Consider the following 14,034-nt stretch of genomic DNA (forward strand, 5'->3'; position numbering starts at 1 on the left):
TGGTGATCAGTAACGCAGGCTGAGGCGACGGACGATCCACTGGGCTGCCACATTCACTGAGAATGTGAGCACCATCAGGATGAGGGCGGCATACATAAGGGCCGACACCTGGATGCCATCGGCTTCTCCGAACTGATTGGCGAGCATCGAGGCGATCGTGTTACCAGGCGCCAGCAGTGAAAAGCTGAAGTTGAAGGAGTTGCCAATAATCATCGTGACCGCCATGGTTTCCCCCATGGCCCTGCCTAGGGCAAGCATCACTCCGCCAGTTATGGAAGAAATAGCTGCCGGCAAGATCACGCTGAATATGGCTCCCCAGCGGGTAGTTCCTACCCCGTAGGCCCCCTGCCGCAGTTCAATAGGCACTTGATTCAGGGCATCTCGTGAGATGGCCGTGATGATTGGTAGCACCATCACCACCAGGATCAGAATGGCCGGGGCCATGCCAGGGCCCTGGGGAGCGGTGTCAAAGAATGGGCTCCAGCCCAACAGTTCGTGCAGCCAATCGAGGACAGGCCGGATGGCGGGCCCCATCACAAAGATTGCCCAAAGTCCGAGCACCACCGATGGAATTGCGGCAAGCAGTTCCACCATCAGGCCAATCGCCTCACGCACGGAGCTGGGGATTAGGTCTTCGGTGATGAAGATCGCGGTGCCCACACCGAGGGGAATGGCGATGGACAGAGACAGGATCGAGGTCACCAAAGTGCCGTAGATGGCGGTGAATGCCCCGTATTGCTCGTTGACGGGATCCCAGCTGGAGATGGTTAGGAAGCTGAGGCCAAAACTGGCCATCGCCTCCCGCGCACCCTGAAACACCGTGATGAAAATGCCAAGCAGAACGATCGCTACAACTGAGGCGAGCGCCAGGGTTAGCTGGCGAAAGCCCAGGTCGAGCAACTTTTCTGAGGGTGGGCGGCGACGCAGGGTGAAGGCGTCAGCATCTAGATTGCGATTGGGATTCGTTGGGCTTGAGCCCGCTTGGCTGGAGTCCGTCAGCATGGGTAGGGATGGCTTTGCATCGGTCAGCGCTAAGCGGCCGATCCAATCGAAATCTACGAAGGCCCCCCCTCGCAGCTGTTTAAGCAGTGATTAACGTCTGGGAGACCGTTAGTTTGGGGACCAACAGCGCGGGGCTGAGCCGCCGTTTTCATGGGTCGACGGGGTTCTAGGCGCATGCTTCTAAGTAAAGGGGTGCCATGTCCCGGATAGTTGGCATCGACCTAGGCACCACAAACTCAGTAGTGGCGGTACTGGAGGGCGGCCGTCCCCAGGTGATCGCCAGCGCTGAAGGCGGCCGCACCACCCCCTCGGTGGTGGGCTTCAGCCGCGACCAGGAGTTGCTCGTCGGCCAGCTGGCCCGGCGTCAGCTTGTGCTCAACCCCCGCAATACGTTCGCCAACCTCAAGCGTTTCGTTGGTCGTCAGTGGGACGAGCTTGAGGAAGACAGCCTGTCGGTGCCCTACAGCGTGCGGGCCAACGACCAGGGCAACGTGCGGGTGGTGTGCCCAGCCACTGAACGGGAATACGCCCCTGAAGAGCTGGTTGCCAGCGTGCTGCGCAAGCTCTGTGATGACGCCGCCACCTACCTCGGCGAGCCCGTGGAAGCGGCGGTGATCACCGTGCCGGCCTACTTCAACGACGCCCAGCGCCAGGCCACCCGCGACGCCGGCCGTCTGGCTGGGATCAGCGTTGAGCGGATCCTCAATGAGCCCACCTCGGCAGCCCTGGCCTACGGCTTTGATCGCAGCACCGTCAAACGGGTGCTGGTGTTTGACCTGGGCGGCGGCACCTTTGATGTGTCCGTGCTGCGCATCGCCCAAGGGGTGTTCGATGTGAAGGCCACCAGCGGCGACACCCAGCTGGGCGGCAACGACTGGGACCGGCGCATCGTCGATTGGCTGGCCGATGCCTTCCTGGCGGAGCACAGCATTGATCTACGCCGCGACCGCCAGGCCCTGCAGCGGCTCACCGAAGCAGCGGAGAAAGCCAAGATCGAGCTAAGTGGCGTTCAGAGCACGCCGATTTCCTTGCCTTTTATTGCCACCGGCCCCGACGGGCCGCTGCATATCGAAACCACCCTGGAGCGGCGGGTGTTTGAGGGCCTCTGCCCCGATCTGCTGGATCGCTTGCTGCGGCCGGTGCAACGCGCCCTGCGGGATTCGGCCTTCGCGGCGGAAGACATCGACGACGTCGTGCTGGTGGGTGGCTGCACCCGCATGCCCATGGTGCAGCAGATGGTGCGCACCCTCATTCCGCTGGAGCCCTGCCAGTCGGTGAACCCCGATGAGGTGGTGGCGATCGGTGCTGCGGTTCAGGCGGGGATTCTCACCGGTGAGCTGCGCGATCTGATGCTCAACGACGTCACGCCCCTTTCGCTTGGCCTGGAAACCATTGGCGGCGTGATGAAGGTGCTGATTCCTCGCAACACCTCGATCCCGGTGCGCAAGAGCGACCTGTTCAGCACTTCCGAAGCCAACCAAAGCTCGGTGGAGATCCACGTGCTGCAGGGGGAGCGGCAGATGGCTGTTGATAACAAGAGCCTGGGGCGTTTTCGCCTGTCTGGAATTCCGCCGGCGCCTCGGGGTGTGCCCCAGGTGCAGGTGTCCTTCGACATCGATGCCAACGGCCTGCTGCAGGTGTCGGCTACCGATCGCACCACCGGGAGGCAGCAGAGCGTCAGCATCCAGGGGGGCTCCAACCTCAGCGAGGAGGAGATCACCAAGTTGATTGAGGAGGCCGATCTCAAGGCCAGCGAGGATCGGCGCAAGCGAGCCGAGATTGATCGCCGCAACCGCGCCCAAACCCTGGTGGCCCAGGCGGAGCGCCGTTTGCGCGACGCATCCCTTGAACTGGGCCCCTACGGCGCCGAGCGCCAGCAGCGCTCCGTGGAGATGGCCCTGCGCGATGTGCAGGATCTGCTGGCTGCCGACGACCTGGTGGAGCTGGAGCTGGCCGTGAGCCAGCTGCAGGAAGCTCTGTTTGGCCTCAACCGTCGCTTGCAGAGTGAACGCAAGGCAGAGCAGGGGCCGCTGCAGGGGCTCAAGAACACCCTGGGCTCGCTCAAAGATGAGTTGTTTGCCGATGACGATTGGGATGACTGGAACCGCCCTGGCAGCGATCCCTGGGCTGCTCCCCCCAGTCGCTACGACCGGGATCCCTATCGCGAGCCCTACAAGGATCCCTACAGAGAGCCCTACAGGGAGCCCTATCGCGAACCTGAACCGGTAGCCCGCGAGCGCCGGCCCCGCAGCGATTCAGATCCCTGGGGGGATAGTTCCTACCGGTGACCTCTAGCCCCGCCGCCTCGGCCGACTACTGGTCGGTGCTGGGCCTAGAGCCTGGCGCCGATGCCAGCAACCTCAAGCGGGCTTTCCGGGCCCAGGCCCGCCGCTGGCACCCCGATCTCAACGGCAACGACCCGCTGGCGGAGGAGCGCTTCAAGCTGGTCAACGAGGCCTATGCGGTGCTCTCAGATCCGCGCCGCCGCCAGGCCTGGGAGGCCGGTATGCCCGCTGACGGCCCGGGCCGGGAGTCCCAGGATCCCTTTGCTTCCGGTTTCCCGGACTTCGAGGCATATCTCGAGGTGCTTTTCGGTGAGCGCCGCCGTCCCCGCCGGGCCGCCGAACCCGAGTGGCAGGAACCCGAGCCCGAGCCTCCTGCAGAAAATCGCCGTCAGGCTTCTGGATCGGTAACCGCCGCACCGCCGCCACCACCACCGGTGCGGGCTTCCAGCGATCAGGAGAGCCTGGTGGACCTCACGCCGGAGCAGGCGTTGCAGGGGGAGCGGCTGGAGCTGGAGCTGGCTGATGGCACGGCGGTGGAGGTGTGGACCCCTCCTTTTGCCGGCGATGGCTGGCGACTGCGGCTGGCGGGGGTGACCCCTGGCGGCGGCGATCACTTCCTGCAGTTGCGGGTGCGCACCGAGGAAGGCCTGCGCATCGACGGCCTGCGGGTGCTCTACCCCCTCGAGCTGACCCCAGCGGAAGCGGCCCTGGGGTGCCAGGTGGTGGTGCCCACCCTGCGCGGGCCGGTGAAGCTGCGGGTGCCGGCCGGCTCCTCCAGCGGCCGCCTGCTGCGCCTGCGGGGGCGGGGCCAGGAGTGGGCTGAGCAGCGCGGCGACCAGCTGGTGGAGGTGCGCATCCTGGTGCCGGAGCAGCTGGGTGAGGCGGAGGCAGCCCTCTACAAGCGGCTGCAGGAGCTCGCCGATGACCCCGACGAACAGCACCGGTGACACACTGGAGGGCCATTGCCCCATGCCGCGATCCATGCCGGTGCATGTGCTGCTGTTTGATGCCGGAACCGATCAGGAAGGCATCCATTCGTTGGAGCTAAATGGCCGCACGGTGGTGCTGCTGTTTGAAGACAGCGACGATGCGGAGCGCTACGCCGGCCTGCTCGAAGCCCAGGACTTCCCCGTGCCCACCGTGGAGCCGCTCGACCGCGAGGAGATGGAGCTTTTCTGCGGCGAGGCTGGCTATGAGGCTCGCTTTGTGCCGGCGGGCTTCCTGCCCCAGAGCGCTGAAGACCGGCTGCTGATTGCGCCGCCCGAGCGCAACATGGATGTAACCAACTGGCAGGAGCAACGGGAGCAGCAGGAGCAGCAGGAGCAGCAGCAGGAGCAGGCGGGCGAGAGCACCCCTGATCCCAGCCTCGAAGCTTTCCGCCGTCAACTGGAGGGCCTGCTGTGAGCAACCCTTCTGTGAGCAACCCTCCTGTTAGCGGGCCTGATCGCGGCCACCTGCTCACCGAGCAGGCCAATCCCCTCAGCGAGCGGCTCGACCAGCTGCCCACCGACGAGCTGGTGGGCCTTTTTTGTGCCAACGAACGGGAGCCCCAGCGGGCCCTGGAAGCGGCGGCCCCGGCCCTGGCTGCCGCCGTTGATGCCATCGCTGCCCGTTTGCAGGCCGGCGGGCGACTTTTTTACCTAGGGGCCGGCACCTCCGGCCGGCTTGGGGTGCTGGATGCGGCCGAGTGTCCGCCAACTTTCTGCACGGCGCCCGAGCTGGTGCAGGGGGTGCTCGCTGGCGGCGCCCCAGCCCTGCTGCGCAGCTCCGAGGGCCTGGAGGATCTGGCAGCTGCTGGCCGCAGCGACCTGGAGGAGCGCGGCTTTGGCCCGGCCGATTGTTTGGTGGGCATCGCTGCTGGCGGCACCACTCCCTACGTGCTCGGGGCCCTGGAGCACGCCCAGGCGATCGGAGCCCTGGCAATCGCCATGGCCTGCGTGCCAGCCGAGCAGGTGCCGATGCCCTGCTCCATCGACATTCGCTTGCTTACGGGCCCGGAGTTGCTGGCGGGCTCCACCCGGCTCAAGGCCGGCACCGCCACCAAGATGGCCCTGAATTTGCTCTCCACCGGCGTGATGGTGCGCCTGGGCAAGGTGCACGGCAACCGCATGGTCGATGTGGCCGTCACCAACAGCAAGCTGGAGGATCGGGCCCTGCGCATCCTGCGCGATCTGGCTGGGCTGGAGCGGCAGCGCGGCCGGGAACTGCTGCAGCAGAGCGGCGGCTCGGTGAAGCTGGCCCTGTTGATCGCGGCCACTGGCCTGGACGCGGCCTCAGCCTCAGCCCACCTGGCCAGCCATGGCCCCAGCCTGCGCCAGGCGCTGGCGGCCTGCGGCGCTCAGCTGAACGGGCCCCAGTAGGGAGCCGTAAACAGGTCGAGCTTGCGGCGGGTGGCGGCAGGCACGTGCTCCTTGGGGGTCATCAGGGCATGGCGCAGGGCCTGGTGGGCGCTGCTGGTGGGTCGCTGGGCCTCAACCCGCTGGGCCGCTAGCCGCACGATTTGCTGGGCCAGGCTGGCGTTGGCCTGCAGGTTGGCGATCACCATTTCCACCGTCACCGAGGCGTGTTCCTGGTGCCAGCAGTCGTAGTCGGTCACCATCGCCAGGGTGGCGTAGGCAATCTCGGCTTCCCGGGCCAGGCGGGCTTCGGTGTGATTGGTCATGCCGATCACTTCGCAGTCCCAGGAGCGGTAGAGCTCCGATTCGGCCCGGGTGGAGAAGGCCGGCCCCTCCATGCAGAGATAGGTGCCGCCGCGGTGCAGCTTGCGGCCCTCGGGCATCAGGCTTTCGGCCACATCGGCCAGCAGGCGGCTGAGCGCCGGGCAGAAGGGCTCGGCAAAAGCCACATGGGCTACCAGCCCCTCACCAAACAGCGTCAGTGGCCGCTGCTGGGTGCGATCGATGAATTGGTCCGGCACCAGCATGTCGAGGGGCCGAACCCGCTCCTGCAGGGAGCCCACCGCCGACAGGGACAGGATCCAGCGCACGCCGAGGGAGCGCAGGGCCCAGAGGTTGGCCTGGTAGGGCACCTCGGTGGGGGTGTGGCTGTGGTGGCGGCCATGACGGGCCAGGAACACCACCTCCAGATCGCCGATACGGCCCAGGCGCAGGGCATCGGAGGGGGCTCCGTAGGGCGTTTCGATCGTGAGCTCTTGAATGTCTTCGAGGCCCTCCATGGCGTAGAGACCGCTGCCCCCCAGGATCCCCAGGCGGGCGCTGCTGAGATCGATGCCGTTAGGGGAGTTGGGGGTGGGGCTGCTCATCGGCGGCGGGGTCTGGCGACGGGGCGTTGAAAAGGGTTGGTCCGGCTTGAACCTGCCCCATTCTCAGCATGGCGTTTCAGCCGGTTGGCCCGTGCCACCCCATAAAGTCGGCCTTTATCCCCTGCCGCCGTGACCAAAGCCTTGATGGAGACCGACGCCGGCACCATCGAACTCGAACTGTTCGAGGCCGATGCACCCAACACCGTGGCTAACTTCACCAAGCTCGCCAGTGAGGGCTTCTACGACGGACTGGCTTTCCACCGCGTGATTCCAGGCTTCATGGCCCAGGGCGGTTGCCCAAATAGCCGTGAAGGCGCCCGTGGCACCGCTGGCACCGGCGGCCCCGGCTACCAGATCGACTGCGAGATCAACAGCCAGAAGCACCAAGCGGGCACCCTGGCCATGGCCCATGCCGGCAAGAACACTGGCGGCTCGCAGTTTTATATCTGCCACGGAGCCCAGCCCCACCTTGATGGCGTGCACACCGTGTTTGGCCTCACCGGCAACATGGATGTGGTTACGGCCCTGAAGAACGGCAGCCTCATCAACAAAGTGACAGTTCAAGACTGATTCAGATCCAGACCAGGAAGGCACCGGGCTGAAGTATCAGGTCGGTGCCCAGATCTGCAAGGGGCCGCTGCTCTGACTCCAGATCAGCGCTGGGATGGCTGCTGCGTTGACCATCAGGGGCTAGTAGCAGGCTCAGCCGTTCGGTTTGGGGCCAGTCGCCCATCAGCACCAGCGCCGCAGCAACTGCCCCCACTCCACTGCTGGCATGGTCGAGGCCGCCCAGCAGCACCGCAAGCTGGGGCTGGTCGAGCAGGGCCAGCAGCCTTGGATGCTCCTCTCGCTCCACCTGCAGCCCCTGCTTCAGGGCCCAGCGTTGCAATTGCTCAAGCTGGCCATTCGCCAAGGCCTGGCCGTGCCAGGCCAGCACTGCCGTGGGTCCGCCGATCGGGCAGGAGGGACCATCACCCATCAGATGGCCAAGTTTGATGCGCTTGGTTTGCAGGTAAGCGGCGTTGTGGCTGCCGGCATCCATCACCAGCGGCACCCGGTCTTCGACCTGCAGGCCATAACCACCAAGGCCTGCGATCTTGCGCGGATTGTTGGTGATCAGGCGTAGCCGGTGCACGCCCAGGTCGCTGAGGATTTGAGCTCCAACTCCGTAGTTGCGCAGGTCGGCAGCGAAGCCAAGGCGTTCGTTGGCTTCCACCGTGTCGAGGCCGGTGTCCTGCAGGGAGTAGGCCTTGAGCTTGTTGATCAGGCCAATGCCCCGGCCCTCCTGGCGCAGATACACCACCACCCCAACGCCGGCGGCTTCGATCATGCGCAGGGCCGCCTCCAGCTGGGGGCGGCAGTCGCAGCGCAGCGAACCAAAGGCATCGCCGGTTAGGCACTCGCTGTGCACCCGCACAAGCACCGGCTCCTTAGCCAGCTGCGGTTGGCCCTTGATGATGGCAACGTGCTCGCTGCCATCGAGTTCGTTGCGGTAGCCAATGGCGCGGAAGTCGCCGAAGGCGCTTGGCATGGCCGCTTCCGCCTGGCGCTGCACGAAGCGCTCGGTGTCGAGGCGGTAACTGATCAGTTCGGCAATGCTGATCAGGCGTAACCCGTGGCGTTTGGCGTAGGCAGCCAGCTGGGGTAGCCGGGCCATGGAGCCGTCGCTGTTTTGAATTTCGCAGATCACCCCGGCGGGATAGAGACCTGAAAGCCTGGCCAGATCGACGGCGGCCTCGGTGTGTCCAGCGCGTTTCAGTACGCCGCCCTGCTTGGCCCGCAGCGGGAAGATGTGGCCAGGCCGGCGCAGGTCGGCCGGACGGGTGTGGGGGTGGATCGCCACCTGGATGGTGCGGGCGCGATCGTCGGCGGAAATTCCAGTGCTGACGCCGTTTTCTGGGCCAGCATCGACGCTCACCGTGAAGGCGGTCTGGTTGCTGTCGGTGTTGCGATCCACCATCAGCGGCAGATCCAGGGCATCGAGCCGTTCACCCTCCATGGCCAGGCAGATCAGGCCCCGGGCCTCGGTGGCCATGAAGTTGATCTGCTCGGGCGTTGCAAACTGCGCGGCGCAGATCAGGTCGCCTTCATTTTCACGATTTTCATCGTCCACCACCACGATTGATTCGCCGTTGCGGATCGCGGCTAGACCATCGGCAACTGAGTCAAAAGCGATTCGCTCTTCCCCGTTCAAAGCGACCTCCGGGCTGGAACCGGATGGCAAGGGCGTGGAACTCGAGTCGCGCAGGAGGGTCAACGGAGTGCGTGCGGGGACTGGGCCCTAGCGCAATCATCCTTTATAAAGCCCCTTCGTCCTGCCCCCGGGCCTTGCCATGGCCAACAAGCGTGTTGCGGTAATCGGCGCCAGTGGCTACGGAGGCCTCCAGACCCTGCGCCTGCTCCACCAGCACCCTGCCCTGGATATCAGCTTCCTGGGCGGCGAGCGCAGCAGCGGCAAGCGCTGGAGTGAGCTGGTGCCCTTTTTGCCCCTGGCCGGCGACCCGGTGGTGCAAACCCCAGACCCCGATGCCATCGCTGCGGCGGCTGATTTCGCGGTGCTCAGCCTGCCCAATGGCCTGGCGGCCCAGCTGGTGCCGCCCCTGCTGCAGCGCGGTGTGCGGGTGGTTGATCTTTCCGCCGACTACCGCTTCAGCAGCCTCAGCCGCTGGCAGGAGGTGTATGCCAGCGAGGCCCGGGATGTGCCCCGCAGCGATGACGACCTCTGCGCTGAGGCCGTCTATGGCCTGCCCGAATGGGAGGCGGAGGCGATTCGTACCGCCCGTTTAATAGCGGCTCCTGGCTGTTTCCCCACGGCCTCACTGCTGGGGCTGCTGCCGTTCTTGAACCAGGGGCTGATCGACACCACCGGCATCGTCATCGATGCCAAAACCGGCACCTCCGGTGGTGGTCGGGCTGCCAAGGAGCACCTGCTGCTGGCGGAATGCTCCGAAGCGGTTGCTCCCTATGGGGTGGTGGGCCACCGCCACACCAGTGAGATTGAGCAGCTAGCTAGCCGGGTGGCGGGCCATGAGATCCAGCTGCAGTTCACCCCGCACCTGATGCCGATGGTGAGGGGCCTGCTGGCCACCGTCTACTGCCGTCTGCGCGATCCAGGCCTCACCGCTGAAGACTGCGCCACCCTGCTGGCTTCCGCCTACCGCCAGGCCCCCTGCGTTGAGGTGCTGCCGGTGGGTACCTACCCCTCCACCAAATGGGTGCGCCAGACCAACCGGGCCCTGCTCTCGGTGCAGGTGGATCGCCGCACCGGCCAGCTGATCGTGATGGCTGCCATCGACAACCTGGTCAAGGGCCAGGCCGGCCAGGGGGTGCAATGTCTCAACCTGATGGCCGGGCTTGAGCCCACCGCCGGCTTGCCGCTGCTGCCCTTCTATCCCTGAGCTGAGAGGTTCTGGGCGTTGAGGTGTTGGGCGGTGAGGGCCACCGCCAGGGGCAGGATGCGGTGCTCCTGGCGCTGGATGCGGGCGTTGAGGCTGGCGTGGTCGTCCGTGGCAAACACCGGCACCGCCGCCTGCACCAGGATGCGTCCTGCATCAACTTCCTCGCACACCAGGTGGGCGGTGCAGCCGGCCAGGGTGACCCCCGCCGCCAGGGCCTGGCCCACCGCATCAAGGCCGCGGAAGCTGGGCAGCAGTGATGGATGAATGTTGATCAGACGCTCGGGGAAGGCGCCGATCAGGGTGCTCGTGACGACGCGCATCCAGCCCGCCATCACCACCACATCAACGCCGGCTGCCTCAAAAGCCCCCACCAGGGCCTGGTCGAGGGCCTCGCGGCTGGCCACACTGCGGTGGTCATGCACTTGGCAAGGTATGGCGAGGCGCTCGGCCCGTTGCTGGGCACCGCAGCCGGGATTGTTGACCACCAGCAGGGCCACCTCTGCCTGGAGCTGGCCGTGTGTGCAGGCTTGCACCAGGGCTTCAAAGTTGCTGCCGGCTCCCGAAGCCATCACCCCCAGCCGCAGGATTGGCTGGGCCCTGGCCCAATCCGGTGGCAATTCCGGTGGCAATGGCCACTGGACGCAGGTCTCCTGATCGCTAGGGTCTGAAAAAGCGGGCATTGTGCCGTGTCCCACCTCACCATCCTGCCCACAGTGCTGCGCGATGCCGAGGGGCTAGCCGCCAGCTTGGTGGCTCTGGGCCACACCCCCATCTATGGCGGGGTGCTTAAGGGCTTTGCCACCGAGCGCCAGCCCGTTCTTCTGCAAGTTGTTTTGCCGGGTGGTGAAAGGCTGGGTTGGCAGCGCCACCGCGACGGCTCCCTTGCCCTGGTTGGCGACCTGCAGCGCCTTAGCCGCTCCCAGAGCCTGCAGCGCCTGCTTGGCGCCATCACCCGCCGCTACGCCGCCGAGCTGGCCCTGCGCCAGGCCGCCAGCGCCTTTCCTGGGGCCCAGGTGAGCGTGGCGTCCTGACGCCGTGCCTGAGCTGCATCTCGACCTCACCGCCTGCCACCAGCACCTGGTGCGGGTCCGCCTGCTTCACACTCCCCGTCACCTGAGCCTGCGCCTGGCCCTGCCGGCCTGGACTCCCGGCTCCTACCTGATCCGCGACTATGTGCGGCAGCTTGAGAGTCTGGAAATCACTCAGGCTGGACACCAGCTGGAGTCGCGCCGCACCAGCCCGAGCAGTTGGCAGCTAGAGCTGCCCAGCCTCGAACCAGTCGAAATCAGCTACGCGGTGCTGGCCGCCGAGCTCACGGTGCGCACCTGCCATCTCGATGGCGACCACGGCTTTCTGGCCTTAGCAGCCGTGGTTCTGGAGCTGGCGGGGGAGCGTTGGTCGCCCCACCGGCTGCAGCTCAGCCTTCCGCCCAGCTGGGATGCCTTCGTGCCCCTGCCAGAGCTGCCGGGCCCGACGAAGGGCTGGCTTGCTGCTGATTTCGACCAACTTATCGATACGCCGATTGAGGTTGGTCCCCATCGCTCCCATCACTTCAGCGTCGCCGGTGTGCCGCATCGCTGGGTGAGTTGGGGCCGCGATCTCCAAGGTGCCGATCTGCTCGACAGTGATCCCCAGCTGCTCAGCGATCTCGAAAAGGTTTGCCTGGCCTGCTGCCGGTTGATGGGCGTGGAGCGACCTGCGGCCGACCACTACCTATTTGTGCTGCACCTCACCGAAAGCGGTTATGGCGGCCTGGAGCACGATTGCAGCACCGTGTTGCAGTTTGGACGTCTGGCTCTGGCTAAGCCTGGTGGCCGCCGCAAGTTGCTGCAGCTAGCCGCCCATGAATACCTGCACCAGTGGAACGTGCGCCGGCTGCGGCCCGCCGAGCTGAGCCCTTATCGCTACGACCAAGCCGTGGTGGTGCCCACCCTCTGGTTTGCCGAGGGCATCACCAGCTATGTGGATCAGCTTTTGCCCCACTGCGCTGGCTGCAGCAGCGAGGGGGAGCTGCTTGAGGATCTGGGCGCGGATCTGAGCCGCTACCTGCTCAGTGCTGGGCGGCGGTTGCAGAGCCTGCGCGCCAGCAGTGAGGAGGCTTGGGTAAAGCTTTACCGCCCCGATGCCTACTCCCCCAATAGCCAGGTGAGCTATTACCTCAAGGGTGCGGTGCTGGCCTTGGTGCTGGACCTGCACCTACGCCGTGCCGGCAGCGGTCTGCCCGTGGTGCTGCGGCAGCTTTGGGCCAGCCATGGCGCCGTGGGCCGGGGTTACCAGGAGGCAGACCTGATTGCTGCCTTTGCCAGCCAGGCGCCCGATCTAGCTGAGCTGTTGCCCCGCTGGCTCAGCTCCTGTGAGGATCCGCCCCTGTTTGGCTATCTGGCCGATATGGGCCTGCGGCTTGAACCCCGGCTGGCTGCCAGCCAGGAGCTGGGCTGCCGCTTGGAGCCAGGTGGTGGCGGGTTGGTGGTGCAGCGGGTGGGCCGCGATGGACCGGCCCAACGGGCGGGGCTGGTAGTGGGCGATGAATTGATTGCCCTCGATGGCATGCGCCTGCGCAGCATTGACGATTTCATGGTGCATCTGCGGCCGGAGGCCCCCCTGATTCCCCACCAGTTGCTGTTCTGCCGGGACGGTTTGGTGCGCAGCACCGTGCTGCTGCCAACGGCACCAGCGGTGGAGAGCTGGCAGCTCCAGCTCGATGCCAGCACTGCTGATCTGGGCAGTGTTGATCTGGGCACTGCCGAAGTTTGCGCTGAGCGCCGCCGCCGCTGGCTGGGTCTTGAGGCTGCATGAATTCCAGCCCCCAGCCCCTCTGGATCGCCCTAGGCGCCGGCGCCATGCTCGCCCTTGGCGGGCTTGGCTGGCTGGCTCGGGATCTCTCAGCCCAACCGAATGGCGGCCAGAAGCGACCCAGTCTGCTCGAGCTGCTTGAAGAGGTGCGCCAAGCTCCGGCAGCACCTGAGCCGGGCCGCCGGGCGGCACCGGGGCCGCCTAACCACTCGCCTTGGCAATCCCCCCTGCGGGCGAGTTGCGCTCCCGGCGATCCAGCCCAGCGTTTAAGACTGCAGCAATTGGCAGAAAGGGTCCAAACCTCACCGGCGCGGGTGCAGATCCACCCCACCAACTTTGGCGAGCGCTTCAATCGTGATGCCTACGGCAATCCGGTGGATCCCACACCCCAGCTGGTGGTGCTGCACGAGACGGTTTATGGCATTGGTTCAGCCATCAACACCTTCGTGACGCCCCATCCCCGCGATGAAGATCAGGTGAGCTACCACACCTTGATTGGTGGCGATGGCTCGGTGGTGCAGGTGCTCGATCCTTCCAAACGGGCCTTTGGGGCTGGCAATTCGGCCTTCAACGGCCGCTGGGTAGTAACGAACGCCAAGGTGGGTGGCTCGATCAATAACTTCGCCCTGCACATCAGCTTGGAAACGCCCCTCGATGGCGAGAACGACGGACCATCCCATAGCGGGTACACCTCAGCCCAATACGACGCCCTGGCGGCCCTGCTAGCCGGCTGGATGCAGCGTTTCCCCATCCCGGCCTCCCACATCACAACCCACCGGGCGGTGGACCTGGGCGGCGAGCGAGCTGATCCCCGCAGCTTCCGTTGGTCTGAGTTGCAAACCCGAATGCAAATCCTCGGCCTGCTCTGCAAGCCTTGATTGCATTATTAAACTTTTGATTGAATTATTAAACTGTTGATTGAATTATTAAACCGTTAATTAAATTTTCAAGCTGTTAATTCACTAAGGAGACTCTGGAAAGCCCAGCCTATCTGCGCGAAAATGAGCCTGTAACCGCATGCCAGGACTGGGTTGATGGGCGGCAAGCAGCTTGGCTTCTCGGATTACGAGCTCACAACAGCCAAGAAGCAGACCAAACGGGAGAAGTTTCTCTCTGAGATGGAGGTGGTGGTGCCATGGCAGGCACTCATCGATCTGATCGAGCCCCACTACCCCAAAGCGAGTAAGAAAGGCGGCCGCCCCCCGTATCCACTCGCCACGATGCTGCGGATCCATCTGCTGCAGCAGTGGTATTCCCTCAGTGATCCGGCCATGGAAGAGGCCCTGATCGAGGT

The 14,034-nt window shown here is 65.3% G+C and carries 14 protein-coding genes; 10 read left to right on the forward strand and 4 right to left on the reverse strand.

From position 1 onward, the window contains the following. Positions 1-6: 6 nt before the first annotated feature. A complete protein-coding gene (pstC, locus tag KBY74_RS03365; RefSeq protein WP_254941501.1) occupies positions 7-1,002 on the reverse strand; it encodes a phosphate ABC transporter permease subunit PstC in 996 nt (331 codons plus the stop codon). A gap of 197 nt (positions 1,003-1,199) precedes the next feature. On the opposite strand from pstC, the gene dnaK reads away from it, so the two are divergent. From dnaK to murQ, 4 genes are read left to right on the forward strand one after another with little or no spacing between them, the layout of a single operon-like run. After that, positions 1,200-3,290, forward strand: coding sequence for a molecular chaperone DnaK (gene dnaK, locus KBY74_RS03370; RefSeq protein WP_254941502.1), 2,091 nt, complete (start codon positions 1,200-1,202; stop codon positions 3,288-3,290). After that, positions 3,287-4,234, forward strand: coding sequence for a DnaJ domain-containing protein (locus KBY74_RS03375; RefSeq protein WP_254941503.1), 948 nt, complete (start codon positions 3,287-3,289; stop codon positions 4,232-4,234). Before dnaK ends, KBY74_RS03375 begins: the two co-directional genes overlap by 4 nt. Positions 4,235-4,268: 34 nt before the next feature. Further along, the gene (locus tag KBY74_RS03380; protein ID WP_254941514.1) at positions 4,269-4,691 is read left to right on the forward strand and encodes a DUF3110 domain-containing protein; all 423 of its coding nucleotides are present in this window, start codon (positions 4,269-4,271) and stop codon (positions 4,689-4,691) included. After that, on the forward strand, positions 4,688-5,647 hold the full coding sequence (gene murQ / locus KBY74_RS03385) for an N-acetylmuramic acid 6-phosphate etherase (protein WP_254941504.1): 960 nt from the start codon (positions 4,688-4,690) through the stop codon (positions 5,645-5,647). The genes KBY74_RS03380 and murQ overlap by 4 nt, the downstream gene beginning before the upstream one ends. Here the strand turns inward: murQ and mtnP are convergent. Beyond that, positions 5,626-6,549, reverse strand: a complete 924-nt coding sequence (mtnP, locus tag KBY74_RS03390; protein WP_254941505.1) for an S-methyl-5'-thioadenosine phosphorylase — start codon at positions 6,547-6,549, stop codon at positions 5,626-5,628. The genes murQ and mtnP overlap by 22 nt on opposite strands. Positions 6,550-6,678: 129 nt before the next feature. Between mtnP and KBY74_RS03395 the strand changes: the two genes are divergently transcribed. Continuing rightward, complete coding sequence (locus tag KBY74_RS03395; RefSeq protein WP_254941506.1) at positions 6,679-7,119, forward strand: peptidylprolyl isomerase; 441 nt, start codon at positions 6,679-6,681, stop codon at positions 7,117-7,119. A gap of 1 nt (position 7,120) precedes the next feature. Here the strand turns inward: KBY74_RS03395 and ribBA are convergent, their stop codons facing one another. Next, on the reverse strand, positions 7,121-8,725 hold the full coding sequence (gene ribBA, locus KBY74_RS03400) for a bifunctional 3,4-dihydroxy-2-butanone-4-phosphate synthase/GTP cyclohydrolase II (protein WP_254941515.1): 1,605 nt from the start codon (positions 8,723-8,725) through the stop codon (positions 7,121-7,123). A 157-nt stretch (positions 8,726-8,882) separates the two neighbouring features. Here ribBA and argC point away from each other — a divergent pair, with 157 nt between their 5' ends. After that, positions 8,883-9,947, forward strand: coding sequence for an N-acetyl-gamma-glutamyl-phosphate reductase (gene argC, locus KBY74_RS03405; RefSeq protein WP_254941507.1), 1,065 nt, complete (start codon positions 8,883-8,885; stop codon positions 9,945-9,947). On the opposite strand, the gene purN is transcribed toward argC, so the two are convergent. Further along, a complete protein-coding gene (gene purN, locus KBY74_RS03410; RefSeq protein WP_254941508.1) occupies positions 9,938-10,627 on the reverse strand; it encodes a phosphoribosylglycinamide formyltransferase in 690 nt (229 codons plus the stop codon). The two genes, argC and purN, sit on opposite strands and share 10 nt — an antisense overlap. A 6-nt stretch (positions 10,628-10,633) precedes the next feature. Here purN and KBY74_RS03415 point away from each other — a divergent pair, with 6 nt between their 5' ends. The 4 genes from KBY74_RS03415 to KBY74_RS03430 form a co-directional block, all read left to right on the forward strand. Next, a complete protein-coding gene (locus KBY74_RS03415) occupies positions 10,634-10,978 on the forward strand; it encodes a DUF1257 domain-containing protein (RefSeq protein ID WP_254941509.1) in 345 nt (114 codons plus the stop codon). A gap of 4 nt (positions 10,979-10,982) precedes the next feature. Then, positions 10,983-12,743 carry a M61 family metallopeptidase gene (locus KBY74_RS03420; RefSeq protein WP_254941510.1) on the forward strand — a complete coding sequence of 587 codons (1,761 nt, stop codon included), beginning with the start codon at positions 10,983-10,985 and terminating at the stop codon, positions 12,741-12,743. Beyond that, positions 12,740-13,618 carry an N-acetylmuramoyl-L-alanine amidase gene (locus tag KBY74_RS03425; protein WP_254941511.1) on the forward strand — a complete coding sequence of 293 codons (879 nt, stop codon included), beginning with the start codon at positions 12,740-12,742 and terminating at the stop codon, positions 13,616-13,618. Before KBY74_RS03420 ends, KBY74_RS03425 begins: the two co-directional genes overlap by 4 nt. A gap of 156 nt (positions 13,619-13,774) precedes the next feature. Then, the coding region (locus KBY74_RS03430) for a transposase (RefSeq protein ID WP_254941512.1) at positions 13,775-14,034 on the forward strand (260 nt) is incomplete at its 3' end.

This window comes from Cyanobium sp. A1C-AMD (genome assembly GCF_024346495.1).
Classification (GTDB): domain Bacteria; phylum Cyanobacteriota; class Cyanobacteriia; order PCC-6307; family Cyanobiaceae; genus Cyanobium_A; species Cyanobium_A usitatum.